At 64.5% G+C, this 25,418-nt stretch carries 24 protein-coding genes and 1 tRNA gene; 8 read left to right on the top strand and 17 right to left on the bottom strand.

Features of this window, described 5'->3' with window-relative positions; translation table 11 throughout:
- From F9K20_RS16230 to aroA, 6 genes are all read right to left on the bottom strand, one after another.
- A partial coding sequence (locus tag F9K20_RS16230) for a hypothetical protein (RefSeq protein ID WP_291004102.1) occupies positions 1–293 on the bottom strand: 293 nt, incomplete at its 3' end.
- Positions 294–476: 183 nt separating this feature from the next.
- Positions 477–770 carry an integration host factor subunit beta gene (ihfB, locus tag F9K20_RS16225; RefSeq protein ID WP_154738717.1) on the bottom strand — a complete coding sequence of 98 codons (294 nt, stop codon included), beginning with the start codon at positions 768–770 and terminating at the stop codon, positions 477–479.
- Between the two features lie 31 nt (positions 771–801).
- Entirely contained in the window at positions 802–1,761 is a 960-nt protein-coding gene (sppA, locus tag F9K20_RS16220) for a signal peptide peptidase SppA (RefSeq protein WP_291004099.1), read from the bottom strand.
- Between the two features lie 174 nt (positions 1,762–1,935).
- Positions 1,936–3,669, bottom strand: coding sequence for a 30S ribosomal protein S1 (rpsA, locus tag F9K20_RS16215; protein WP_291004096.1), 1,734 nt, complete (start codon positions 3,667–3,669; stop codon positions 1,936–1,938).
- A 188-nt stretch (positions 3,670–3,857) separates the two neighbouring features.
- Positions 3,858–4,484: a (d)CMP kinase gene (gene cmk, locus F9K20_RS16210; RefSeq protein ID WP_291004093.1), complete on the bottom strand. Its 627-nt coding sequence runs from the start codon at positions 4,482–4,484 to the stop codon at positions 3,858–3,860.
- Positions 4,481–5,833: a 3-phosphoshikimate 1-carboxyvinyltransferase gene (gene aroA, locus F9K20_RS16205; RefSeq protein WP_291004090.1), complete on the bottom strand. Its 1,353-nt coding sequence runs from the start codon at positions 5,831–5,833 to the stop codon at positions 4,481–4,483. The genes cmk and aroA overlap by 4 nt, the downstream gene beginning before the upstream one ends.
- Positions 5,834–6,007: 174 nt before the next feature.
- Between aroA and F9K20_RS16200 the strand changes: the two genes are divergently transcribed.
- Both F9K20_RS16200 and F9K20_RS16195 read left to right on the top strand, forming a co-directional pair.
- The gene (locus tag F9K20_RS16200) at positions 6,008–6,382 is read left to right on the top strand and encodes a TIGR02300 family protein (RefSeq protein WP_291004087.1); all 375 of its coding nucleotides are present in this window, start codon (positions 6,008–6,010) and stop codon (positions 6,380–6,382) included.
- A 154-nt stretch (positions 6,383–6,536) separates the two neighbouring features.
- Positions 6,537–6,612, top strand: a tRNA-Ala gene (locus F9K20_RS16195).
- 112 nt (positions 6,613–6,724) lie between these two features.
- Here the strand turns inward: F9K20_RS16195 and F9K20_RS16190 are convergent.
- On the bottom strand, positions 6,725–7,225 hold the full coding sequence (locus F9K20_RS16190; protein WP_291004084.1) for a hypothetical protein: 501 nt from the start codon (positions 7,223–7,225) through the stop codon (positions 6,725–6,727).
- Between the two features lie 193 nt (positions 7,226–7,418).
- On the opposite strand from F9K20_RS16190, the gene F9K20_RS16185 reads away from it, so the two are divergent.
- Positions 7,419–7,754, top strand: coding sequence for a hypothetical protein (locus F9K20_RS16185; RefSeq protein ID WP_291004081.1), 336 nt, complete (start codon positions 7,419–7,421; stop codon positions 7,752–7,754).
- Between the two features lie 437 nt (positions 7,755–8,191).
- Here F9K20_RS16185 and F9K20_RS16180 read toward each other — a convergent pair whose 3' ends face one another.
- Positions 8,192–9,157 (bottom strand): quinoprotein relay system zinc metallohydrolase 1, encoded by a 966-nt coding sequence (locus tag F9K20_RS16180; protein ID WP_291004078.1) that lies wholly within the window; start codon positions 9,155–9,157, stop codon positions 8,192–8,194.
- Complete coding sequence (locus tag F9K20_RS16175; RefSeq protein ID WP_291004075.1) at positions 9,151–9,951, bottom strand: quinoprotein dehydrogenase-associated SoxYZ-like carrier; 801 nt, start codon at positions 9,949–9,951, stop codon at positions 9,151–9,153. The genes F9K20_RS16180 and F9K20_RS16175 overlap by 7 nt, the downstream gene beginning before the upstream one ends.
- Positions 9,952–10,583: 632 nt before the next feature.
- Here F9K20_RS16175 and F9K20_RS16170 point away from each other — a divergent pair.
- Positions 10,584–11,138, top strand: coding sequence for a rhodanese-like domain-containing protein (locus F9K20_RS16170; RefSeq protein ID WP_291004071.1), 555 nt, complete (start codon positions 10,584–10,586; stop codon positions 11,136–11,138).
- Between the two features lie 216 nt (positions 11,139–11,354).
- Here F9K20_RS16170 and F9K20_RS16165 read toward each other — a convergent pair whose 3' ends face one another.
- Both F9K20_RS16165 and F9K20_RS16160 read right to left on the bottom strand, forming a co-directional pair.
- Positions 11,355–11,522, bottom strand: coding sequence for a hypothetical protein (locus F9K20_RS16165; RefSeq protein WP_291004068.1), 168 nt, complete (start codon positions 11,520–11,522; stop codon positions 11,355–11,357).
- 24 nt (positions 11,523–11,546) lie between these two features.
- Positions 11,547–11,969, bottom strand: coding sequence for a hypothetical protein (locus tag F9K20_RS16160; protein WP_291004065.1), 423 nt, complete (start codon positions 11,967–11,969; stop codon positions 11,547–11,549).
- A gap of 262 nt (positions 11,970–12,231) precedes the next feature.
- On the opposite strand from F9K20_RS16160, the gene F9K20_RS16155 reads away from it, so the two are divergent.
- Positions 12,232–12,459: a hypothetical protein gene (locus F9K20_RS16155; RefSeq protein ID WP_291004062.1), complete on the top strand. Its 228-nt coding sequence runs from the start codon at positions 12,232–12,234 to the stop codon at positions 12,457–12,459.
- A gap of 78 nt (positions 12,460–12,537) precedes the next feature.
- On the opposite strand, the gene F9K20_RS16150 is transcribed toward F9K20_RS16155, so the two are convergent.
- The 3 genes from F9K20_RS16150 to pedF all read right to left on the bottom strand — a co-directional run bounded on the left by F9K20_RS16150 (position 12,538) and on the right by pedF (position 15,851).
- The gene (locus F9K20_RS16150; RefSeq protein ID WP_291004059.1) at positions 12,538–14,301 is read right to left on the bottom strand and encodes a PQQ-dependent methanol/ethanol family dehydrogenase; all 1,764 of its coding nucleotides are present in this window, start codon (positions 14,299–14,301) and stop codon (positions 12,538–12,540) included.
- A 252-nt stretch (positions 14,302–14,553) separates the two neighbouring features.
- Positions 14,554–15,411, bottom strand: coding sequence for an ABC transporter substrate-binding protein (locus F9K20_RS16145; RefSeq protein WP_291004056.1), 858 nt, complete (start codon positions 15,409–15,411; stop codon positions 14,554–14,556).
- A gap of 8 nt (positions 15,412–15,419) precedes the next feature.
- Positions 15,420–15,851 (bottom strand): cytochrome c-550 PedF, encoded by a 432-nt coding sequence (gene pedF, locus F9K20_RS16140; protein WP_291004053.1) that lies wholly within the window; start codon positions 15,849–15,851, stop codon positions 15,420–15,422.
- Positions 15,852–16,178: 327 nt separating this feature from the next.
- Between pedF and F9K20_RS16135 the strand changes: the two genes are divergently transcribed.
- On the top strand, positions 16,179–17,156 hold the full coding sequence (locus F9K20_RS16135; protein ID WP_291004050.1) for a PQQ-dependent catabolism-associated beta-propeller protein: 978 nt from the start codon (positions 16,179–16,181) through the stop codon (positions 17,154–17,156).
- Between the two features lie 282 nt (positions 17,157–17,438).
- A complete protein-coding gene (locus tag F9K20_RS16130; RefSeq protein ID WP_291004047.1) occupies positions 17,439–18,401 on the top strand; it encodes a LysR substrate-binding domain-containing protein in 963 nt (320 codons plus the stop codon).
- Here the strand turns inward: F9K20_RS16130 and F9K20_RS16125 are convergent.
- Entirely contained in the window at positions 18,382–19,827 is a 1,446-nt protein-coding gene (locus tag F9K20_RS16125) for a DUF882 domain-containing protein (RefSeq protein WP_291004044.1), read from the bottom strand. The genes F9K20_RS16130 and F9K20_RS16125 overlap by 20 nt on opposite strands.
- Positions 19,828–20,065: 238 nt before the next feature.
- Entirely contained in the window at positions 20,066–21,865 is a 1,800-nt protein-coding gene (locus F9K20_RS16120; RefSeq protein ID WP_291004041.1) for a L,D-transpeptidase family protein, read from the bottom strand.
- Between the two features lie 859 nt (positions 21,866–22,724).
- Between F9K20_RS16120 and F9K20_RS16115 the strand changes: the two genes are divergently transcribed.
- Positions 22,725–23,747, top strand: a complete 1,023-nt coding sequence (locus F9K20_RS16115) for a GSU2403 family nucleotidyltransferase fold protein (RefSeq protein WP_291004038.1) — start codon at positions 22,725–22,727, stop codon at positions 23,745–23,747.
- 84 nt (positions 23,748–23,831) lie between these two features.
- On the opposite strand, the gene F9K20_RS16110 is transcribed toward F9K20_RS16115, so the two are convergent.
- Positions 23,832–25,337, bottom strand: a complete 1,506-nt coding sequence (locus F9K20_RS16110) for a sigma-54 dependent transcriptional regulator (RefSeq protein WP_291004035.1) — start codon at positions 25,335–25,337, stop codon at positions 23,832–23,834.
- Positions 25,338–25,418: the final 81 nt, after the last annotated feature.

Below are 25,418 nucleotides of genomic sequence, written 5' to 3'. Positions count from 1 at the left end.
CGCGTCAGGCGATCGGCCTCGGCATGCCAGCGTGCCGCCGCCCGGCCCTGCAGCCGCGCATCGCGGCGCCATCGCGCCTGGCTCAACCACATCGCCGCGCCACCGAGCAGCACGCCGACGAGCAGCGTGATGAAGAGATAGGCGTAGAACGGCATGGCCAAGGACACGGCCGGCGTCTCGGGACGGAACGGGTCGAGCACGAGGCGCACCTCGTGGCGATTGACCACGGCAAGGGTGACGAGCAACAGCCCGGCCGGGAAAGCGATGAGCAGCCAGACGATCCGCCTCAGCACAGTCGACAGCCTCGCAATGCGCTGGTGTGATGATCGAGAAATTCGCCGGTGCTGGCGGCAAGGTAGTGAGCGAATTTCTCGATCTGAATCACACTAGCAACTCTATGATTCTAGTGGCCCTTTGATTCCGAAGTTCGCTTGCGAGGCCAGCCTCGAACGCGGGCGAACTTCGTAATCGGGACACTAGTGACTTTCTTTGCCGCGATTGAGCCTATCGCGCAGTTCCTTACCGGTCTTGAAGAACGGCACGAACTTCTCGGCCACCGACACCGACTTGCCAGTGCGAGGATTGCGGCCCTGGCGCGCCGCGCGGTGCTTCACGGTAAACGCGCCGAACCCGCGCAGCTCCACCCGGTCGCCGCGCGACAGCGCCTCGACGATCTCGTCGAACACCACTTTGACGATGCGCTCGACATCGCGATGGTAAAGATGAGGGTTCGTATTCGCGATTTTATGGATCAACTCTGACTTTATCATCGCTCGCCCCGCCGCAAATATCTGTAATCTATTACTTTTCCGAAGGGTGCCAAACGGAGATGAGCCCGTCAAGGCCAAGACCGGACAGGGAGGGGTCGCGCGCTAGCATTTGACCCAGCGAGGTGTTGTTGAAAAAGCTCGCTGCCGCCGTCCCCAGGGAGCTGAAAAGACCCAGCGAGCCGGCGCTTTGCGGCTTCCAATCGACGACTTTCAGGCTCTTGTCGACGTTGCGCACGGTGCGCAGCCACTCGACCGCCTCCTCCTCCCCGCCGATCGAGTCGGCGAGCTTCAGCTGCACCGCCTCGCGGCCGGTGAAGACGCGACCCTGGGTTAGGCCCGGGATGTCGTCCGGCTTGATGCCGCGCCGCTGCTCGACGAGGCCGAGAAACCAGCGGAAGCCCTCGTCGATCATCGACTGGGTCACCTTCTGGCCCTCCTCGCTCAGCGGCTCGAAGGGGGAGGGCACGGCTTTCAGGCTGCCGCTCTTGATCTCGTTGAACTTGACCCCGAGCTTGTCGAGCATCTGGCTCACCTCGGGCCACTGGACGAGAACGCCGACCGAGCCGGTGATGGTGTTGGCACGGGTTACAATGTGGTCGGCGCCGAGACCGACGATGTAGCCCGCCGAGGCGGCGACGGTGCCGAACTGGGCGACAACCGGCTTCTTCTTGGCGACCTCGCGCAGCGCCGCGAACAGCGCTTCGCCGCCGGTCGTGGTGCCACCGGGACTGTTGACGAACACGAGCAGCGCGGCCGCGTTGTCCGATTCCGCGATCTTCTTCAGAAGCTCGAGCTGGTCGCGATCCTCGGTGATGGTGCCGGAGATGGCGACGCGGGCGATCTGCTTGGTGCCGAACGCCGACCATTGATCGCTGCCGGCGCTGAAGGCGAACAGCGCGGCCACAACCGCCGCCACCGCCAGCACCCGCCACACGGTGAGGCGGCGGCGCAGACGACGCCGGTCCAGCACAGTGTCGATCTCCGCTGTCATCAAGGTCTCCGCATACAACCGCAGCGTTCAGAAAGTCGCGTTGCCCGCGACGTTAGGCAAGGATTGCGCGGCCGACAAGGGAACCGCTCCTCGAGCCTTGCCAAAATGCTAGCGCGGCAGGAGTTGTCCCCCCGCCGCGCCGAGTTGTCGTGACCGCCGAGATACGGAGGCCGGTTACTCCTTCTCCTCGTCGGCGCCCTCGGCCGTATCGCGCTTGCGGATGGCGGCCTTGAAGATGTCGCCGAGCGAAGCGCCCGAATCCGAGGAGCCATACTGGGCGACGGCCTGCTTCTCCTCGGCGATCTCGAGCGCCTTGATCGACAGCGACAGACGGCGCGCGGCCTTGTCGGCGCTGGTGACGAAGGCGTCGACCTTGTCGCCGACGTTGAAGCGTTCGGGCCGCTGCTCGGAGCGGTCGCGCGATAGGTCGGAACGCTTGATGAAGGCGGTGAGCTCGCCGTCGGCGGTCTTCACCTCGATGCCGTTCTCCTGCACGGCGATAACGGTGCAGGTGACGGTGTCGCCCTTCTTGTACTTCGACAGCGTGTCGATCGGATCGCCCGACAGCTGCTTGATGCCGAGCGAGATGCGCTCCTTCTGGCTGTCGACGTCGAGCACGACGGCTTTGACGGCGTCGCCCTTCTTGTAGTCCTTGATCACCTCGTCGCCGGGCTTCGTCCAGTCGAGGTCGGACAAGTGCACCATGCCGTCGACGCCGCCATCGAGGCCGATGAACAGGCCGAACTCGGTGATGTTGCGGATCGGGCCTTCGACCTCGGTGCCCTTGGGGTGCGCCGCCAGGAACGACTCCCACGGGTTGTCCTGGGTCTGCTTGAGGCCCAGCGAGATGCGGCGCTTGTTGGCGTCGACCTCGAGCACCTGCACCTCGACCTGCTGGCTGGTGGAGACGATCTTGCCGGGGTGGATGTTCTTCTTCGTCCAGCTCATCTCGGAAACGTGGATGAGGCCTTCGACGCCCGGCTCCAGCTCCACGAAGGCACCGTAGTCGGCGATGTTGGTGACCGTGCCCTTGACGCGCGCGCCAACCGGGTACTTGGCCTCGATCGACTGCCACGGATCGGCCTGCAGCTGTTTCATGCCGAGGCTGATGCGCTGCGTCTCCGGGTTGATGCGGATGATCTGCACCTTCACCGTATCGCCGACGTTCAAGATCTCGGAGGGATGATTGACGCGGCGCCATGCCATGTCGGTGACGTGCAAGAGGCCGTCGATGCCGCCGAGGTCGATGAAGGCGCCGTAGTCGGTGATGTTCTTAACGAGACCGTCGATCACCTGGCCCTCCTCGAGGCGGGCGACGATGTCGGCACGCTGCTCGGCACGCGTCTCCTCCAGCACCGAGCGGCGCGAGACGACGATGTTACCGCGGCGGCGGTCCATCTTGAGGATCTGGAACTGCTGCGGCTGATGCATCAGCGGGCCGATGTCGCGTACCGGGCGGATGTCGACCTGCGAGCCGGGAAGGAAGGCGACGGCGCCGTCGAGGTCGACCGTGAAGCCACCCTTGACCTTGTTGAAAATGACGCCCGAGACTTTCTCGTTCTTCTCGAACATCTTCTCGAGGCGCGTCCAGCTCTCCTCGCGGCGGGCCTTATCGCGCGACAGCACCGCTTCGCCGAGCGCGTTCTCGACGCGCTCCAGGTAGACCTCCACCTCGTCGCCCACCTTCAAGTCGGCGGGCTTGCCGGCGACGGCGAACTCGCGCAGCGCGACGCGACCCTCGGTCTTGAGGCCGACGTCGATGACGGCGAGATCCTTCTCGATGCCGACGATCTTGCCCTTGACGACGCTGCCTTCGAACAGGTCCTCCTTGGCAAGGCTCTCGGCGAGCAGCGCGGCGAACTCGTCGCGCGACGGGCTGAAGTCCTTGGAGACGGTGGCTTGCGACATGCGTTAACAGCTCCTCGAAACGTTGATGTGGCCCGCTGCTGCGGCCCTTGGGATTCAGAATGCGGCAAGTGCCTCCGTCACGACGCGCGTGAGTGGACAGTCTCCTGCCGGCGGTGTGTTTGAGATCGGGGCCGCTGTGATGGGTCGTGCACCCTGCCAATACGAATTGGAAGCCCGTTTCGGGCGTCCTATTGGCCGATCTTCCTCTTGATCAATCCGACAGCGGCGTCGAATGCCGCCTCTATATCCAAGTCCGACGTATCGAGCAAGTCGGCGTCGGGGGCGGGCCGCATGGGCGCGCTGTCGCGCGAGGCATCGCGCTCGTCCCGGCGCAGGATGTCGGCGAGGATGGCCTCGTAGGTGACGGGCTCCGACCGGGCCATATATTCAAGGAACCGGCGCTTAGCGCGCACCTCGGAGCGGGCAGTCACGTAGATCTTGGCGTCGGCACCGGGGCAAACGACCGTGCCGATGTCGCGCCCGTCGAGCACCGCCCCGCCGGGCTGGGCGGCGAACCCTCGCTGATAGGCGAGCAGCGCCGCGCGCACCTGAGGGATGCGGGCGACGATCGAGGCGGCATCGCCGGCCTGCGGCGTGCGCAAATCTGGATCGGCAAGCTCGGCCGGGTCGAGGCTGCGCGCTGCGGCCAGCGCCGCCCACGCGTCATCGAGGCGGAAGCCGCGGGCGGCAACGTCGCGCGCCACGGCGCGGTAGAGCAGCCCCGTATCGAGGCACGGCAGCCCCCAAAGGTCGGCGATGCGTTTGGCCAGCGTTCCCTTGCCCGATGCCGCCGGGCCGTCGATGGCGATGATCATCGCGGGCGCCCCGCGCTGGTCCCGAAGCGGGCGCCGATACTCTCCATGAGGGTGAGGAACTCGGGAAAGCTCGTCGCCACCATGGTGGTGTCGTCGACCGTGACCGGATCCCGGCTGGCGAGGCCCATGGTGAGAAAGGCCATGGCGATGCGGTGATCGAGGTGCGTTGCCACCGTGCCGCCGCCGCGCACCACGCGGGACCCGCGCACGGTGAGCGTGTCGCCCTCGGCGACTGCCACGACGCCATTGGCGGTGAGCCCGGCAACAGTCGCCGCCAGCCGGTCGCTCTCCTTCACCTTCAGCTCGGCGAGACCCTCCATGTGCGTCTCCCCTTCGGCAAAGGCGGCGACGACCGCAAGTATGGGGTATTCGTCGATCATGCTCGGGGCGCGATGGGCCGGCACCTTCACACCGGTGAGCGGGACATGGCGTACGCGAATGTCGGCCACCGGCTCGCCCCCCTCATCGCGCTCGGCCGTGAAGGCGACCTCGCCCCCCATCTCGCGCAGCACCTCGTAGAAGCCGGTGCGCGTCGGGTTGACGAGCACGCCTTCGATGGTGACGTCCGAGCCCGGCACCAGCGCCGCCGCGGCGGCAAGAAACGCGGCCGAGCTGGGGTCGGCCGGCACGACGACGTCGCGGCCTTGCAGCTCCGCCTCGCCCTTGACCGTAATGTGCGTCTTGGCCCCGCTTTGTTCGACGCACAGCTCGGCGCCGAAGTGGCGCAGCATGCGCTCGGTGTGGTCGCGCGTCGCCGCGGCCTCGATGACGGTCGTCTCGCCGGCGGCATGCAGCCCGGCGAGCAGGACGGCGCTCTTCACCTGCGCCGATGGGACGGGAAGCGCGTAGGAGATGGGTACGAGGTTCGCCGACCCGCGCGCGATGAGCGGCAGCCGGTCGCGCCCGCCCTCGATCTCGAGGCCCATCTGCTGCAACGGTCCGAGCACGCGGCCCATCGGCCGGCGGCTGAGCGAGGCATCGCCGGTCAGCTCGACGGTCATGTCGTGGCCGGCAATGATGCCGAGCATCAGCCGCGTGCCGGTGCCCGAGTTGCCAAAGTCGAGGACCCCTGTGGGCTGGCGCAGGCCGCCGACCCCGCGTCCGGTGACGCGCCATTCGCCACCGACCTTCTCGATTGGCGCCCCCAATGCCGCGAGTGCCTTGGCGGTATTGAGCACGTCCTCGGCCTCGAGCAGGCCCCTGAGGCGCGTCACGCCGGTCGACAGCGCCCCGAGCATCAGGGCACGATGCGAGATCGACTTGTCGCCCGGTACGCGCACGCGTCCCTTGAGGGGCCCGGCGGCGTGCGCGGCCAGAGGTCGGCTGGCGATCGCAGTATCGGAAGGCAAGCGGCTCAAAGCTCCAGCGCTGGCGGAGTATCATGGGGGCTCTTATTGGCGAGCGATAGAGCCGACGGCCGGTTCTCCTGTCAACGCCGCCGCTGTCCAGCTTTGTTTTTGACAAGCCCCGAGGCATGTGGCAGATCGCGGACAAATCCCCCACACCACTAAAGGTTGGCTCCAATGGCGACCAATAAAGACCGCGGGACCAAGCGCACGTGTCAGAATAGCGAGTGCGGCGCCCGCTTTTACGACCTCAACCGCAGCCCGATCGTGTGCCCCATCTGCGGCGCCAAGTACGCTATCGCCCACTCGCCCACGACCGCCGCCGTCGTCGCGCAGGAAGAGAAGGCGCAGCGCAAGGTGAAGAAGCCGGAGTTCGAGCCCGTAGCCGGGGACGCCGAGGCGGAGGATGCGCTCGTCGACGTCGAGGCTGACGAGGCCGAGGACGCGGCCGGCGAGGAGGCCGATGAGACCTTCCTCGAGGAAGAGGAAGAGGACGGCGGCGACGTCTCCAACATCATCGGCGGCCCGGTCGAGGGCGAAGATGAGCGCTGATCGGCGCTCCGCATCGGGCGTCGCCGCCGCGACGCTCATTCCGCGGCAGGCGATGAGCGGCGCCAACTTCGCCCTTGCAGTTTTGCGGCGAAGGCCCTAGAGAGGCCCACTCAATCGGGGGAGCCCAGCGCCCCCGGTATCGTTCCCAACGGTCGGGGCCGTAGCTCAGTTGGGAGAGCGCGTGAATGGCATTCACGAGGTCAGCGGTTCGATCCCGCTCGGCTCCACCAATCAAATACCCCAACAAGATCAGGGATGGCTTGAAGGTTCGCGAGTGCTAGTGCGCTCGCCGCCTTCGTTGCCGTCCACCAACTGCCTCTCATAAGACGCATACGGACAACATCAGCGCCCAGATTTGCCATCGCCCCCCACCAGCTTAGGTGGCGCGCCAAAGGCGCGGAAGAAGGTCCGCCACCTCTCCGCCGCCGCCGCTAGGCGGCTCTGAGGGACATTCTGACGTTCTTCGGCATCGATGATGAACCTGGCCGTGATCTGCACGGCCTCATCGATCACGCGGTTACAGCTTTCGGCAGTGATCCACTCGGTCATTTCCTGGCCGAGCACCAGCCGCAGCTCGTGGTCTACCGTCCATGTCCCGACCCTCCGCGGAGAACCGTTTTTGTTACGACAGACATGGATACGATCGTCATCCAACGCGAAGGACCATGCAGGAAGCGGCTCGGCGTCCAGACGTTGCTGCAAAGCCTGCAACAGTGCTCGCCCCACCTGCTTCCTTTTTGATGCGTCCTCCCTGTCCTGCCGTCTTTTGGAGCGTTCAGCGGCTACGGCTTCGGCCAACGTGACCACGGCGATCCCCTCCCAGCGGCACAAACGCACCGCCATCAGATTTTGTTAGGACGCGCGCCCTGAGACAGCGTCTGTCGAAACGACGCGCCAGATGTCCGAGGTCGCCGTTAGCACATGGCTGCGGCAGCATGCCGACGATCTCGTCGGCTCGCCTAAAAATTTCCTACGTTTCCAGGTATGTGCAGCCTCTGGTGTGCATTCTCAATCAAGCACACGTGGGGGAAACGTCATGAGTAACCGCTTCAAGTTCGAGCCGCAGAGCACGCTTCAGAAAGTCGCCGCCCGGTTCAGGCATCCGCGCCGGTGGCGTGAGAAAGCAGCGTCTTCGATCTTCGACAACGAAAGCGGCATGCGTCTCCAACTCGCCTGCGACGAAGAAGAGTTGATCCGGAGGCTAAACGTGCGCCTGCCGGGCGAGAATGACTGGCCGCTCTGCCCCGTGTCATTTGACGATGTTGCAAGTGCGATCATCCAGCGTCGGCTCGGCTACGTCTTCCAGTGGGCGAGAATTTCGAGCCTCGACGCCCCCAGAGCGGTTCGCAGAGGACGCGCGACCCAGCACTAGGGCTGGGCTGCCTCGACAGCATGTCAAGCGGCTAGACGGGCTACGCTATACGATAGCTGGCGCGCTGTTGTGGCTGTCGTGGATGACTCCTCATCGAAAGGCCTGAGGCATCAACCGCGCCGAGGGACCCATACGACTTCGCCGCCGGATTGCGCGTTGGTTGTTGGTTCGCTCACGCCTTCGCGACGGCTTCAGCGCCGCTGATCATAGGGCTGGCGACTTCTGCAATTGGGATCGAGTGTCAGGAACAGGCTCAACCAGGCACTAGGGAAGCAATGATCCGATGAGACCCTCGGCTCGCCAGTGCTATGGGCCACTTGAGACACGGGGACGACCAGTGCTTGGAACGAGGAACAGGCGAGGTGCCAGGTCCACTTATTTCGTCACCCTAGGCCACCGCGCCAACTGGTGACAAGGCTCATACGTAAAAGAAGAACTCAGTGGTTGGTATCAACACGGGGCCACTTCTCGGCCTCGAGCTTTGGGTAGAGGTGCATCACGGTGCGCTCGAATTCGTAGCGTGCGAGAGCCATACCATTCGTCCACTCGGGCAATGGCAATGCTGCAGCCTCCGAGACATCGAGGCCACGCTCGAAGGCGTCGCGCACAATCCCGTCCACCGCCTCGAGCCACTGCCGAGTTTGATCGAGGCCCCGCGTACTGTTCTCGGCTGGACCATGTCCTGGAACAATGAAGCGATGCGGGATTCCTCCGAGATTGGCGAGCGCCATGCGCCAGCGCTCGATATTGGCGTGCGGGGTGGTCGGCGCCCGGTCGAGGAAGACGAGATCGCCGGCAAAGACAAATCCCGAGTTCTCGTCGAAGAGTACGAGATCGGAAGAGGTGTGCCCGCGCATGGGTAGGGCGCGAATGCGGCGGTTGCCGAAGTCCTCGACCCCAGCTTCGAGGAGGGTGCCAGGCAGCACGAGCTCCGTTCCTCGCATCCAGTCGCCGGTGATGTAGTACATCCCATCGGCGAACCCGTTGCCGAAGTCCTTGAGGCCGTCGATCACTCCTTTCGGTGCGGCGATTGTCTCGGGCTCGAAGGCCTGATTTCCAAAGACGTGGTCGGGGTGGAAATGGGTGTTGTAGACGCGCGCGACGGGCTTGCCCGTGAGGTCGCGGGCGAGTGCGGCGAGAGCTTCGCCGTAGAGCCGGGAGGGGCCAGTGTCGATGACGACGGCTCCGGCATCGGTATCGAGGATGGACACATTCGCAATGGCGCCGCCGTTCTGGCGCGTGATCGCCTCTTGGGCGCCGGAGAGGAGCCAGATCCCGTCGCTGAGTTGGCGAGGCTTGAGTGTATAGCTGAGTGCAGCCGCCCGAGCGGGTGAGACACTTGCCATTCCCGGGGCGAGCACGGCCGCAGGCAGGAGTGCCAGGATCTCGCGCCGCGTCAGCATGGAGCGACCGGCGATGTGATCACGCTCTGACGCCAGGAGGCAGGCAGCCTCGAGCGGTATATGGCGCCGTTGTTGTCGCGACCTTCGATGTCGAGTCTGGCGTCGTTCGCCGGCAGGCGCAGAAGAAGAGTGAGCGTCGGATCCTCGCTCACCGGCTGCAGCATCTCGAGCGTGGCGAGGGGCTCGCCGGATTGCGCCCGCATGTCGAGCCTCTCGATGAAGTAGGCTGGCGTGTTGTCCTTGGCGAGGCCCGTGTCCATCGGATGACGGACACGGAACCGCGCGCGGGCTAGGCCGTCCGCTTCGCGCCACATACGGCCTTGGGCCTGTCCCACCGTGACGGACCAGTCAGCATCTTTGCGCGCCGTGGCGGGTGCCGAGCAGCCTCCTCCAGCCGCTTCGAGGAAAACGCCACCCACATGCCAGACGCCGTCGGGTGTCATGGCAGCGGCCCTTATGGGCGTCGCCTGCTCAATCTTCATGCGGAAGGAGATGTAGGGCGCGGCGTTGGTCGGAGTGAGCGTCAGCACATGCTGAAGGGGGTTGAGGTCAGCGAAGACGACGAGCTTCAGTACGGTGCCGAGAGCCCGCGCATCCGCTGTGATCGGTACCTGGGCCTGGTTCTCGACAACTGTCGGCACGATGACCTTTACGCGGTCATCAAACTCCACCGGTGCGTCCGCCAGCAGTTTCCGCACCATGTCTTTCCACATAGGAGACTTCAGCGGATCTGGGGGCGGATCGGCCTTGGCGGGCAGGCAGCCGAGAAGCAAACCCAAGACGAGGACAGTCAAGGCTCGCAGGGCTCGTTCTCGGTATGGGGTGACGATGTGCAAGTGGCACCGTACGTCCTGAGGACGGGCTCTAGCTCTACTTACACTCGCATCATCGCTGGCGAGATCAAGCGCGGCTCCTCTCCCAGCGCATAGGTGCTAAGGCAGGACCCTTCATCTGTGTGCAGCGTACTATAGTGACCGTGCAATGCACCGGGCCACTGTACTTAAGTGTGACGGAGTGCGGAAGTTGAATACCCGACTTGCGGGGTTGAAGCGGTTTCGATCAAGATGGGATTCAAGTCAGCCGTCGCGCGCCAACGTCGCACTTTCTTGCTGCTATGCGCACGCTATGTCGGCATTCGATCTTGCCTTGGGCAGGAGAGACAAACTTGCCACGACAGTTGTTCGCTCTCTCTGCCTGTCGGCCAAACGTGACGCCTCTCAACGTGTGGAGACCCAGGGTACCTACGTCTCAAACGAATGCAGCACTGGTTCGATCGGCGACGACGAACTCTGAGAGCCGAGAAATCATTCAAGGTCAGGCGCTGTTCTTGTGGTGCAGCGGCGCGCCTCCTCCGGATGATGCGCCTTTACATCGGCCTATCGAGACCACACTGACGCCGAGAGGTCGCCGCTGGCGCGCTGGTGCAATGCTTCTCACCCTTGCCCTTGCTTTTTCAGGGCCGCACGCCGATGGCACCGAGCTCATGCAAGGCATCGAATTCGATTCCGGGACTGGCTATCGCATCGCGCGCTACCGTGCGGCCCTGCCCGAGGACGCGCCGGGGGCCAGCCGGATTTTCGCTCCCGACGTGGAGGCGCTCGTCAAGGACAAGAAGGCCATTCTGCTCGATGTCATGGCCTCGGATGGTGCGGGGTCCGATCCGGTTACGGGCCAGTGGCGGCTTTCCAAAACACATGACCATATCCCGGGCTCGACGTGGCTGCCTGATGTCGGCAAGGGACGGCTGGACGCACGGCTCGAGGCCTACTTCCGCTCCAACCTGGAGCGCCTAACGGGTGGCGATCGCTCGCGGGCGATCATCATCTATTGTCAGTCGGACTGCTGGATGAGTTGGAATGCGGTGAAGCGGGCGGCAGCGCTCGGCTATACGTCGCTCTACTGGTTCCCCGAAGGGACAGACGGCTGGCGCGATTGGGATGGCCGGCTGGTTCCCGCCATTCCAGTGCGTGTCGTGCCGTGATCGAACTACTACGTTCTGAAGTTGACGAAGATCGATCCCGCGTGATGCACCTTTATTCGCGAGGCCAGCGGTTCGATCCTGCTCGGCTGCGCCGGCCCTCGACCACGACGAAAGGGACCGCGGAATTCGCCGCGATCGCCTTCGCGTGCCGGTTGGAGCCAAGCAGAGTGCGGTTCGGCGTGAGCCGGCCGCTCAGTTGGCGCCGTGCCGGAAGTGCTATGGGGCCACCGGATTCGCCGGGGCTTCCGAGCTTGCCGCAGGGCTCGCCTCGGGCGGGGCCGCATCGCTGGCCGGCATGGGTCCAGGTCCCGCCGCGAAGTACGCGATGCCGGCTGCGATCAAGACGATGACGGCCAGCAAAACAATGATGCCTTTGGTGTCCATCGGCGTTCCTCCATCATTCGACTGTTAGGAAATCGAGGCGGATGAGTGGTATGGCCGAGCGGCGCCCATGACGCCGGTAAGTAGCGGCGCCTCCAGTGCGTCCTCTCCCATGTGGTGCGCGGCAAGCGGCAGATCCGCCTGCTGCATGCTTGCGCGTGATGCGAAGGCCCCAGCGAGCGCCGCATCCGGGTGACGGTAGGGCCGCTCGGCCGGCGGTGGCGCTCGCGCGGCTCTGGCGCGTTTGATCTCGCGCTTTCGCTCGAAGGAGCTGAGGCGCGTGGCGATGAAGCTCTCCACGGCCATTATCGACAGGGCGAGTAGAAGCCCAACAATGGCACCGATGGTGCCACCTAGTCCGGCGCCGACGATCACCCCCGCGAAGACGTTGACGACCGGTATCAGCATCATCCCGGCGAGGATGATGGTCGCAATTGTGTCTAGCAGCATCTTGTCCCCCGATGCAGCTACCACCCCATAGCGCTCAGCAATTTGATCGAGTCGTTGGCCACCAACGCGGCGAGTGCGTGACCATGTCGTGGCATTGATTGAGGTCCCGCTCAGACGCGCGGCATGCATCGACATTGCCACATTCGATCTTGAACTCCGTTTGCGCAGCACGACCATGGGGGATAATTGGCGGCGTGCTCTAGAGCGACGGCAACCGACCGCTACAGTCGTCTGCTCGCGTTGCAGAGGCGAGGGCTGCACCATGCTCGACACGGAGTCCCTTGAAAGCCTGATGGCGTGCGAACGCATCAAGGATCAACTGAAGCGCGTCGAAGCCGAGTCGGCGCGCATCCTTGAGCGCTTCGATCATTTCGACCGCGAGCCGACGGCGGCCGAGCGAGAGGTGCGTAGGCAGGAGTACATAAAGATCAGGAAGGAGCTCGGCGAGCTCCACAATCGGCTACTACGCATGCAGTGCCGTGGTGCGTAGCGCCCTGCGCATAAAAGCATGGGGCAAGCAGGATGACCTGCTTGCCCCGGCTGCTTGCACCAAGCGGAGGAACCGGCGCTAGTTGGCAGCCAGCTTCTTCGGCAGCTTGAACGTCCACACCATGCCGCCTTGATTCAAGTTGGCGACGGTCTTGGCGACCTCTCCGCCCCACAGCGGTACGGCACCGCCCCAACCGGAAACGACAGACAGGAACTGCTCGCCATCCTGTTCCCAGGTGACCGGCGCGCCGACGATGCCGGAGCCGGTGTTGAAGCTCCACAGCTCCTTGCCGTTTGTGGCATCGAGAGCCTTGAAGTCGCCCTCCGGGGTGCCGAAGAACACGAGGCCCGAGCCGGTCGTCAACACGCCGCCCCACAGCGGAGCCTTGTTCTTGTACGACCACACGATCTTGCCCGTGGCCGGATCGATCGCCTTCAGCGCCCCGATGTGATCCTCGAAGACCGGCTTGATGGTGAAGCCGGCGCCGAGGTAGGCCGCGCCCTTCTTGTAGGTCACCGGCTCGTTGTGCAGGTCCATGCCCCACTCGTTCGACGGCACGTAGAAGAGCTTGGTTGCCGGGCTGTAGGCCATCGGCATGTGGTTCTTGCCGCCGAGGAAGCTCGGGACGGCGAATACGGACTTGCCTTGCTTGCCGTCGGCCGACCCTTTGGGGTTGCCTGGGCGGTTTTCGGCAACGAACACCGGCCGACCGTCCTTGCCGATCTCCTTGGCCCACGTGATCTTCTCGACGAACGGCGTCGCCGAGATGAACTCCCCGTTCGTGCGGTCGAGCACGTAGAAGAACCCGTTGCGGTCGGCGGTGGCCGCCGCCTTCTTGCCGTCGAGGTCGAAGGAGACGACTTCGTTGACGCCATCGTAATCCCAGCCGTCGTTGGGCGTCGTCTGGTAGCCCCACTTGATCTCGCCCGTCTCCGGGTCGATGGCCAGCCGCGAGCACGACCACTTGTTGTCGCCGGGGCGCATGTGGCTGTTCCACGGCGCCGGGTTGCCGCTGCCGATGAAGATCAGCTTGGTCTCCGGGTCGTACGTTCCGCCGAGCCAAGTTGCTCCGCCACCCGTCTTCCACAGATCGCCGGGCCAGGACTCGCCCGCCTTACCGGTCATGGTCGAGGGCTTGCCGTTCAAAGTGCCGACGTGCCCCTCGATGGTGGGACGCGACCAGACGAGGTCGCCGTTGTCGACCTTGCGCGCATCGACGCGCCCGACGATGCCGAACTCGCCACCGGACACGCCAGTCACCACTAGCGGGCCGTGTGCCTGCGACGGCACGATCAGCGGCGCCGCCGTATAGGAGAAGCCGGCCTTGAAGTCACCGAGTTCTTTGGTCCACACGACCTTGCCTGTCTTGGCGTCCAGGGCGACCAGCTTGGCATCGAGTGTGCCGAAGATGACCTTATCGTTGATCAGCGCAGCGCCGCGATTGACGACGTCGCAGCACGGCAGAATTCCTTCCGGCAGACGGTGATCGTATTCCCACAGTTCGCGGCCCGTCTTGATGTCGATGGCCCAGATGCGGCTGTAGGAGCCGGTCACATACATGACCCCATCCTTGACGAGCGGCGCCGTCTCCTGTCCGCGCATCTTCTCGCCGCCGAGCGACATCGCCCAAGTCGGGACCAGCTCGCCGACATTGTCCTTGTTGATCTTGTCGAGCGGGCTATAGCGCTGCCCCTGGGGGCCGAGTCCGACGGTGACCACGTCGGTCGTCGTTGCGGCGTCGTTGACGACGTCATCGATACTGACATCGGCCACGACCGGACCGGCCAGCGCAATAGACATGGCGAGCCCACTTGCGCCCGCAAGCCATTTCCACGTTTTCATCGAAATCCCCTTTGGGTTGGTTTCCTGCCCGCTTCGTTATTTGAAAGTGCGTCTCAATGCGCCCGAAGACAGAGCCGAACGAAACCTAGCGCGGGATCTCTGGATTACTAATTGGAAAAAGGTCGAACATTCCCGCGGCGCTTTCCAAAATTGCCGCACGGGTTTTTGGCGACGAAACAAAAATAGAAGCACCCCGCCGCCGCGAAATGCGAAAGCGAACGTGGCACTCCTCATCTGTCCTCCCCGCAGCGGCTATGGCTCGGGCGGCGGAGCGTAGGTGACCTTGTAGCGGGCGAAGATCTTGCGCAGCTCGCCCGACGTTCTGAGCATCTCGAGCGCCGCCCCCAATGCATATCCGAGGTCGCGACTGTTCTCTTTCCAGGCCATGGCGATCACCCACCGTGATCGAACGATGCCCGGCATCGCCGGCTCGAGCATGCGTGCCTTTCCGTTGAGCGTGTGCAGAAGACCCTCGACGTTCGAGCGCACGCCCATCAACGCCGACGTCTCCTTGGCCAGGAAGCGCTTGGCGCCCTCGATGGGCTTGACGTGATGCGCCACGTTTTCGGCGATCGCCCCATCCTCGTACGTCATCAGGAAGTAGTCGGCCACCGTACCGATCTGGACGCCGATCTTCTCGGTCTTGAAGGCGGTGAAATCGAACGCCCCGTCGGGGCGCTCGGGATGCACGAAGACCGCCACGCGCTCCTCGAAATAGGGATTGCCAACCACCGCCTCCCTGTTGCGCAGCGCCAACTCTCTATCGTAGGGCACGTGCATCATCACGTCGCCGACACCGCCGCCGGTCAGCGGCCCCTTCCAGACATTCACGCGCAGGTCGTCGTCCTGCTTCTCGCCTTGCATGCGGAGCACGATCTCTGCCTTTACGCCCAGCCTGCGGGCAAGGGCGCGCCCGAGATCCACGTCGATGCCCCTTGGCTCGTTGCCGTCCAGCCAGGAGAAAGGCGCATTGTCGAGATAAGCGACGACGCGCAAGGACTTGCTTTCAATGACCTCATCGAGGGGTCGAGCGGGCGCCAAGCCGGAGGGCGCCAGAAGCGCAATGAGGCTCCCCCACAGCAACAGCAAGCCATTCCTGAGCGCGCGCATGGGCAGCCTCAATCGACGTGCTGCGACTCAATGAAGGTCCGGATCGCCCACATCGCCTCCTGGCTAAAGATCGGTTCGAAGGCGGGCATCACCGTCGCTCCGTCCGACTTCCTCGCGCCGTGTCGGATGCGCTCGATGAACCACTCGTCCCCGACCTTGCCCTTTTCCAGATATCGCAGGTCGGGGGCGAGGCCGCCCGAGATGACCTCCAGCCCATGGCAGCGGGCGCAGTTCTGATTGTACCCGGAGGCACCGATGCTCTTGGCGAGATCATTGCCGCGATATGGGTTTTCGGTGCGCCACTCATCGCCGAGCGGATCGAGACCCGCGGTGTCGATGGGCTGCGGTGTCACGTCGCCGTGGGCATAGATGGCGCGCGTTGTGAGTGAAGCAAAAAGCCAGCATGCGGCAATCGCCACGAATAGACGCGCGGCGTTCATTCCAAGCGCTCCCCAGTTTCTGCGTTCTTATTTTTCGGTCGTTTCCTCGTGACCATTGGTAGCGTTGAGCGGCGGCGGCGGAAATTGCCATTTGGTCTAACTCGGTTGGCAAATGGCATCCGTGACGGGCATTGCCCCATTGAGCACTACCAATGTCGCATTTCGCCGTTCCATGGCCCGCGTTAAGTGTCGGATCCGAAGAGGAGGATCGCCGGCGCCGCCACGCCGCCTGCGATGCCAGTCCAACGCTACCGGGCCCTCCTCGCACCTAACGCTGGCGCGTGTGGCAGCACGAGATCTCGGGAGGGACGCCCCGTGCGAGGGATATTGGCCGCATTGCTCGCGTGCTCTGCCGCGGCGCCGGCGCTGGCGCACGACGTCTACGTCAGCAACGAGAAGGACAACACGATCTCGGTGATCGACAGCGAGACGCTGACGGTCGTACGCACGTTTCCGGTGGGCAAGCGTCCGCGCGGCGTCCTCCTTGCCCGCGATCAAAAGCATCTGCTCGTGTGCGCGAGCGACGACGACGCGGTGCAGGTGTATGCCGTCGACACGGAGACGCTTGTGCATGATCTGCCCTCGGGCGCCGACCCCGAGCAATTTGCGTTGGCGCCCGACGGCAAGCACCTCTTCATTGCCAACGAGGACAACGCCGTTACCACCGTCGTCGACGTCGACACCCGTCAGGTCGTGCGGCAGATCGATGTCGGCGTAGAGCCCGAGGGCATGGCTGTGTCTCCCGACGGGCGCCTCGCCGTCACCACGTCGGAAACGACGAACATGGCGCACATCATCGACGCCAAGACATTCGCGGTGGTGGACAACGTGCTCGTCGACCAACGCCCGCGCCACGCGGCGTTCACAGCCGACAGCAAGAAGCTCTGGGTTTCCTCTGAGATCGGCGGCACGCTTTCGATCATCGATCTGGTGACCATGAAGGTGGAGCGCAAGATCACGTTCGACATCCCAGGGGTCTCGCGCGAGAACATTCAGCCGGTCGGCTTTGCCTTCGCCAAGAACGGTGCGGTCGCCTTCGTCGCACTGGGTCCCGCCAACCGTGTAGCGGTCGTCGATACCAGCACCTACGCCGTCACCAAGTATCTGCTCGTCGGTCAGCGCGTGTGGCACGTGGCGGTGACGCCGGAGGAGGACTTGCTGTTCACGACCAACGGCGTCTCGAACGACGTCACCGTCATCGACGTCAACGCGCTGCGCCCCGTCAAATCCATCAAAGTTGGACGTTACCCATGGGGCGTTGCCGTGCGCTCGCAGGGACGTGCCCTCACTGCCGATGCGCGCTAGTCGGTTTGCGCTCGTCAAACGACGCCGGACATAAGCACGCGGCGCCGGAGCGAAGCCCCCGGACAATCCTCAATCAACAGGCAAAAAAGAGGGCGCCTCGGCCCGATTCGGCGCTCGGCCGAGGCGCCCACGGCTGAGGGGAGGGGTTTCCCCCGCCCCGCCGGTCTATGATGGCGCGCCGACGTCCACATGGACGTGTGCACCAGAACTCACGCCCTCATATAGACAGGCCCTTACATAAGTTCTAATCGTATATTGTTCTCGCTTGGATCAGAGATTCTTATGCCACCGCATGTGACGCTCAAGCAGCTCCGCTACTTCGACGCGCTCGCCCGCGAGCAGCATTTCGGGCGCGCCGCCGAGTCCTGCGCCGTGACCCAGCCGGCGCTTTCCATGCAGATCCACGAACTCGAGGAGCAACTCGGCCTGATGCTCGTCGAGCGCACGCGCTCGGGCGTACTGTTGTCGGACAAGGGCCGCGAGATCGCCGCGCGCGCCGCTCGCATCCTCGGCGACGTGCACGAGATGGTCGAGTACGCACAGCACTGCCGCAACGTCCTGTCGGGCTCCTTGCGGCTCGGCGTCATTCCATCGATCGCGCCTTACATGCTGCCACCACTGTTGCCGCTGCTGCGCGAGGGCTACCCGCACCTCGAGCTGCACGTGCGCGAGACGCAAACGATGCCGCTCCTGCAGGAGCTGATCGACGGCAAGCTGGACGTGCTGCTCTTGGCGCTGCCCATCGTGCAGGCCGAGATCGAGACGATGGCGCTGTTCGACGACCGCTTCCTACTGGCGCTGCCGCAGTCGCGCCGCCTGAATAGCCGCGTACGGGCGACCAAGGATCTGATCGAGCACGAGCGGCTGCTGCTGTTGGAGGAGGGTCACTGCCTGCGCGATCAGGCCCTCACCTACTGCAATCTGCAGCAGGTCTCCACCGTCAACACCTTTGGCGTCTCCAGCCTGTCGACCATCGTCGAGATGGTGGCGGCCGGCTACGGCATCACGCTGCTGCCCGAGATGTGCCTCAATGTCGAGGTGCGCGGACGCGACATCGGCGTCACGCGCTTCGTAGAGCCCGAGCCATACCGCACGGTCGGCCTGGCGTGGCGCTCGACCTCGCCGCGCGCCGGCGATTTCCGCGAGCTGGGACGGCTCATCAAGGTTGCATGGTCACGCGGCTGCGTCCCGCCGGGGCGCAAGAATCCGCGCCACACGCGTCCGCTCAACGCGCCGTCGTCTTGACCGGACGCGAGGTGAGGCCGGTGGCCGCCCGTTGCGGGTCGCGCTCGTGCGCCGAGAAATCAACCGCGCTCCCCTGGAATTGCTGCGCCCACAGCACCTCGGCGATCTGATCGCCCGGACGCAGGCGCATCGGCAGCACGATCTGCCGATCGTCGAGCAGATCGAGCGTGCGCTCCAGGTTCGGATGCACGATCTTGACTAGAGCCTCATCGTCGGCCGAGGCCGACTGGGTGAGCAGCGGCGCAACGGGGAAGGGGCGGTAGGAAAGCTCCTCGGGGTGATCGTCGTCGAACTCGGGTGCCGGCGCCCAGCGTCCGTGCGCGCCATTCGGCGGCTCCACCGGGTCGATTTTTGCGACATCGAGGGCGGCGACCTGGGTCTCCGGCGGCACGGCCTGCGCCACGGGAGCGGGTGACGCCGACGCTTCGATCGCCGCCGCGCTGACGAGGGTGTCGAGCCCGCGCCGGTCGGCGTCGGCGGAGCGCAACGGCACGAGCGCGTCGGCCGGATCGAGCGAAGCCAGCGTCACCAGCTGATCGAGGCGACCGCGGTCGATCGCTGAGGGCGGCGGCACGGCCGGACGCGGGCCTCGCACGAGCTTGGGCGCTGGCGCCGCCAGCGGGGCGGCATCGAGCGAGGCAACGCGCACTTCCGGCGCCGGGCGCGCAACTTCCTGCGGCGGCCCCTTCAACATCGGCGCAGGGACCTCGGCGAAGACGGCCGGGCGCGGATTGTTGCGCAGCTCAAAATAGGCGGCGACCTGGGTGGCAACTTCCTTGTTGGCGCGCGCCTTGCGCACATCGTCCATGTCGATCGAGCCGCCATCGGCCGGTTTGTGCTTGGTCTTGCCGTTGGGGAACAGCAGCGCCAGCTCGGTGCGCGGCACGCGTGGCCAGGCGCGCACGGCGCCGGTGTCGACGTGCACGAATGGGATGCCGGAGGTCGGGTAGTAGCCGACGCCGCCGACCTCGCGGATGATGGCCGACCAGCGCAGCTGCTTCAGCGGAATGTCCGGGAACGTGGCGTCGATGGCCTGCCCGGTCATGTGCTTGCTTTTCTTGGCCTGACCCCCGACGGTCCGCCGTAGCATGTTGTTGGTCGCTTCGGAGCGGTAACCGCAGATGATGTGGATCGGCTCCTTGCTGCCCAGCTCGGTGTGCATCTCCCAAAGCAGATCGATGGTCTTGGGATCCATCTCGATCGCCTTGCTCTGACGCCAGTCGCGCATGATCCAGTCGATCTGCTTCAGCGCCTCGGGATCGTACTTGCCATCCCGCTTGTAGGTGATGGTCAGCGTTTCCTTGGTGTGGATATGGAAGAACGAGATCGTGCGCGTCGAGCCGAAGGCGGCGACGACGTGGGGCGAGCCGGCGCTCATGCCCAATAGCGCAGCGGCCAGGCCGCCGAGGATAGCCTTCTTACGCAATACCAACGTGCCACCCCGTGTCCTGACCGGTCGCGGCCGCCCAACGCAGAGCGTCTTACGGGCATCCGGGTGTGCGACCGGCATTCACGTTCCCTCAGGGTTAATCAGCAACCCTTAACGATTGGTAACCGTTTTCCTAAGGGGTGAATGGGGGCGTAACGCGGCTGTCAAAGGGCAATACGATGGCAACAGAGGATCGAGTTAACCCACTGTTGTGACTAACCGAATTGCTGCAAGTTTAGAAGCCTCCGAGGGCTGATGAGATGAAGTCGCCGACGCTCTTGAACGGGTTTCCTCCCGCATACGTGACGCCCTCGGGCGCCCGCACCGGGGCGAGGTGGTTCGGCCCCTTGGCGATCTGCGTCCAGCGGCCCGCCAGCGCCAGCTGGATACGCTGCTCGTGCCCATACACGTCGCGCGCCGTCTGCAGCTCGCCTTTGTCGTCCACCCAGGCGGTGAAGTAGGTGATGTGCACGCCGATCTTGCGGTCGATCTGCACCTCGTTATTGGGCGGCCCGTTGGCGATGACGTCGGCGATGCGCGCCTCGTCCCAGCCCTTGTCTTCAGAAAGAAGGACTTCCGCCATGCGGCGCGGATTGCGCACGCGCATGCAGCCGTGGCTGAAGGTGCGGCTCGTCTCCTCGAACAGCCCCTTGGCGTTGGTGTCGTGCATGTAGACGGCGTGCTTGTTGGGGAAGTTGAACTTCAATTCGCCGAGCACATTACCGGCGCCGGGCGGCTGATAGACGTCGTAATTGCGGATGTCAGTGTAGGCCCAGTCGATGCTGTCGGGGTCGATGTCGCGCCCATTCTTCGACACACGCAGACCCTGGCGGCGGAAATAGGTGCCGCCGCGGGCAAGGCTCGGCCACAGTTCGTTGACCTTGATCGAGTTCGGCACGTTCCAGCGCGGCTGGAAGGCGACCGACTTCATCGTCTCGGAAAACACCGGCGTCTGCTTGTCGGGCAGGCCCGTGATGACGCGCTCGGTGTGGACGACGGCGCCGCCCTTGACGATGCGCAGCGTAAACTCGGGGATGTTGACGGTGACGTAGAGGTCGCCGAGGTCCTCCGGCATCCAGCGCCACTCTTCCATGTTGGCGATGAGCTTCTGCGGGCTCAGCTCCTCGACGTCGTTGAGGAGCGCGCGCGTGGCGTTGCCGACGTAGCCGTCGGGCCGCGTGCCGACCTCAGTCTGATAAGCGATCACGGCCGCCTTCAGCGGCTCGTCGTAAAAGTTGGGATCGGCCCCCACGGGGAGGGCCACTTTGAGGCGCTGGCGCAGCAGCGCCACCTGCGGGTCGCTCTTGCCCGGCGAGAGCACCCTGCCCGGCGGCAGCTTGATAACCTCGGGCGCGGCCTTGGCCTGGCGCAGCTCGAGCATCTTCTGGCGCAGCTTCTCGAACTCGGGGTGCTTGGGGTGCAACCCACGCAGGTGGGCGTCCGCCGCGTCGGCCGCGGCGATCTTCTCGATCACGTCCTTGGGCTCGAGGAGCTGCGGCTTGCGGTCGAGATAGGAGGAGAGCTGCGTCGCCGGATCCATGATGCGGCCGCCGCGCGCATAGCGCGCATACCTCAACACCGACAGCGACAGCGTCAGCTCGGCCTCGGCGAGCGCTTCGGGGCTCGGCTCGCTGGCCCCCGGCACCGGCGCCAGCGACGGGATGGCAAAGTCGGCCGGCTCGAGGCCCCAGTCGGCTGCCTTGCCGAACTCGGTGATGACGTCCGCCGCCTTGTCGTTGAGGCCGGTTTTGAAAACCCAGATGGGCGCGTAGACGCGCGTTGCGTAGAAGCCGGCCAGCGCAGCGCGGTCCTGAGCGTCTTGATCGTCGGCGCGGGCCTTGGCGGGCGCGAGCTTCTGCTGCAGGGCGATGCCGATCGGGTCCTGCGGTGCGGGTGCGGGCGTGATGGCGGGTGCGGTGGCGGGAAGCGGCTCGGCGGTGGCGATGCGCGGCGCACCCGGCTGCTGCGCCTCGGCTGCGGCCACAAAAATGAGGCTCGAGGCCATGCCCAGAGCCACCTGACGCCAACCCAACATACAACGCCTCCCACCGGTACCCGCGGGCACGCTAGCCGAGCCGCGGCACACTTGCCACAAGCGAGGATCGCCTGCGGCGCATGGGCGCGAAGGTGGGCGATGACTGTTGCGCAATTGCGACGGCAAAAGTCCGCAATTTGGGAAATCACATGCCCATGCGTCGATGCCCCGCGGCAGGCAGACCCGGGGCTGCAGGTGCGCAGGTCAGGTCTCTGTCTGTCATCCCGGACACGCGCGAGCGTGATCCGGGATCCAGCGCATGTGCGGCGAAGCCTCATTAGGATTCTGAGCTGCGCGATTCCAATGCTGGGTCCCCGGTCTTCGCCCGTTACACTCGCCCATGCTGGAAGCATGCCTCCGGCATGACCGGGATGACAGTTGTGGAGCGAGGCAGGACCGCGCGCCCCGCGGCGGGGAGCCCGGGGTGATCGACACGGGGAGCGGGGCGGTCCTGGCCCTCATTATTGTCTAGGTCTGGAAGCGGCCATCGCCGCCCCACCCAGGCACGAGCGCCGGTCACCCACCATTCCCCGGATCGCTTCCGATGCCCGGGGCGTCACCGACATTTTCGCGTCATGCCGGAGGCATGCTTCCAGCATGACGGCAGAATGGACCTTAGGGCTACGCTTACGGCCCTGGCGACATCGTGCCGGCCCATCTCCTGCAGGTCCGCCAGCGCACGTCTGCACCCCGGGTCTTCGAAATGGGCTGGCGCGGGATTTTATGCGCGGCGGCGCGCGCGGGGATAAGCCCCTCTGGCGCTCGGCAGGCGCGGCGGGCTGTTAGATACAAAAAACAAAAGTCGTATCTAACCTGGGGCCTTGCAGTTAGATACAAAAAATCATAATTGTATCTAACCATGCGCCCTATACCGCTCAATTTCCAGACCATGTACGCGGATCTGCTGCAGACTCTCAGCTTGCCCGAAGTGCAGCATGGCTCGATTTCGACCCGAAAGATCAAGGGCAACGATTATCTCTACCTGACGACCAAGGACGGTTCGAAACGTCGACAGGTCTCACTCGGACGCGCAGACGATCCGCAGGTCCGAGCAAGGGCCGACGCGATCTCGGACGCGGCGAGCCGCGCCAGAATATTGCGCACCACCGTGTCCGCGCTGAAGAAAGCACGAATCCCTTCGCCGACCCTGCCTCTTGGCAGAGTTTTAGAGGTCATCGCCAACGAAGGCCTCTTCAAACAAGGCGTCATGCTGATCGGAACAGCCGCCTATCAGACCTACCCATGCATTGTCGGTGCATATTTGCCCTCAAGCGCGCTGATGACAAATGATGCGGACCTGCTTGTCTCTTCATTTATCGCCAAGGACCAGCCACAGGACCTTGAAAAGATACTCCAGCGTGCCGACCCGACCTTTCAGGCGTTGATGAGCCGCGACGACAAGCTGCCGAAAGTGTTCAGGGCGTCGAACAACTTCCAAGTCGATGTTCTTACCAAATTCGGCCGGAACCGGACATCACCTCGACTTATCGACGGGCTTGTTTGCTCGGCCGAAGCGTTGAGCTTTATGGAGTATCTAGGCGAAGAGAGCATCGAGGCGGTTGCACTTTATGGCACCGGGGTACTGGTCAGCGTGCCGCCGCCGGTGCGCTATGCGATCCACAAGCTGCTTGTGGCACAGGAACGCAAACTCAACTCCCCAAAGCGTGCCAAAGACCTCAAGCAAGCCAAAGACCTGATCGATGTCTTCATCGAAACCGACCCGGCTGGGTTCGAGGATGCTCTGGAAGACGCGAGAGGACGGGGATCCAAATGGAAGAGGAACATAGACGCCTCTCTCCAAGTCACCGGACAAAACGTTCGCCAGACGCGGCTGTTTTCGCTAGCGGAGCCAAATCAGCCAAAATCCAAACGCGCCCGATAGCGGCCCTGTGCAATATGACAACGCCGCGTCGCCCGAGGGCGGCGCGGCGCGTCTCACGAGCCAGGAGCAACCCGCCGCCGACGGTTAGGCGCGCGGCTCGAGGCCGTATTCCTGCATTTTGCGATAAAGCGTCGAGCGGCCAATCTTCAGGCGCTTGGCCACCTCCGTCATGTGCCCGCGGTAGCGGCCCAACGCCAGGCGGATCATGTCGGCCTCGATCTCGTCGAGCGGGCGGATATCGCCCGCTTCCGTCACCACCGGAATGCCGAGTGCGCTGTCGCCGCCGTGCGCGCGGATCTCCATCGTCTGCGGGATGATGTCCTCGGCACCCAGCACCGCCGGGCCCTTGAACGCTCCCGGCTTCGGCGCCGGCGCTGGCGCGGCCGGCACGGCGGTGTCGAAACCGGTGACGTGCGCGGCGATCTGCGGGAACTCCGCCACCGTCAGCTCCGGTCCGTCGGCGAGCACCACAGCGCGGAACACCGCGTTCTCGAGCTGGCGCACGTTGCCGGGCCACGGATAGCTCTTGATGAGGCGCAGCGCCTCCTCGCTGATGCCGTTTATGCGCTTGCCTTCCTCGGCGGCGAAGCGCGCGATGAAGTGCTGCACCAATTCGGCGACGTCACCCAGACGCTCGCGCAGCGGCGGCACCCAGATGGGGAACACGTTGAGGCGGTAGTAGAGATCCTCGCGGAACTTACCCTCGCGCACCAACTGGATCATGTTGCGGTTGGTGGCCGAGATCAGGCGGAAGTTGACGTTGACCGACTTCTTGGAGCCGACGGGATCGATCTCGCCTTCCTGCAGCGCGCGCAGCAGCTTCACCTGCGCGTCGAGCGGCAGCTCGCCGATCTCGTCGAGGAACAGCGTGCCGCCGTCGGCCTCCTGGAACTTGCCGATGCGCTTGTCGACGGCGCCGGTGAAGGAGCCCTTCTCGTGCCCGAACAGGATGCTTTCGACGAGGTTCTCGGGGATGGCACCGCAGTTGACGACGACGAACGGCTTGCCGGCGCGCTCGCTCTCGCCCTGGATGGCGCGCGCGATCAGCTCCTTGCCGACGCCCGACTCGCCCTCGATGAGCACCGGAATGTTGGAGGCAGCGGCACGTTTGCCGAGCGCCACGACGCGCTCCATGCCATCGCCGCGCACGACGAGGTCGGCGAAGGTGAGCGTGCCTTCAACCTTCTTCTTGATACGGTTGATCTCGCCGGCCAGTGCCTCGATCTTCAAGGCGCTCTTGATCGAGACTTCGAGCCGCTCGGGCGATACCGGCTTGACCACGAAGTCGACGGCACCAGCGCGCATGGCGTTGATGGCGGCATCGATCGAGCCGTGCGCGGTCTGCACGATGATGGGAGGAACGCCCGTCTTGCCGTTGAGTTTGTCGAGCACGCCCATGCCATCGAGGCCGCCCATCACGAGATCGAGAAGCACGAGGCTGATGTCGCCGCGCTCCGGCCCTTCTAGGATCTGCAGGGCTTGCTCGCCTGAGCCGGCGGTCTTAGTACCGAACCCCAGGCGCTTGATCGTTTCCTCGAGGATGCGGCGCTGGGTGGGATCGTCATCGACGATAAGCAGACTCTTGACCATGAGGCACTCGAACTCAACCTGAAACGGACCGCCCCGGTCGGACCCCCCGAATTGCTCCAGGATTGGACACTCGGCCACCGG

It is taken from the genome of Hyphomicrobium sp. (assembly GCF_009026145.1).
Lineage (GTDB): Bacteria > Pseudomonadota > Alphaproteobacteria > Rhizobiales > Hyphomicrobiaceae > Hyphomicrobium_A.
The sequence above is the reverse complement of the archived record's forward strand: the minus strand, read 5'-3'. Positions and strand labels throughout refer to the sequence as shown.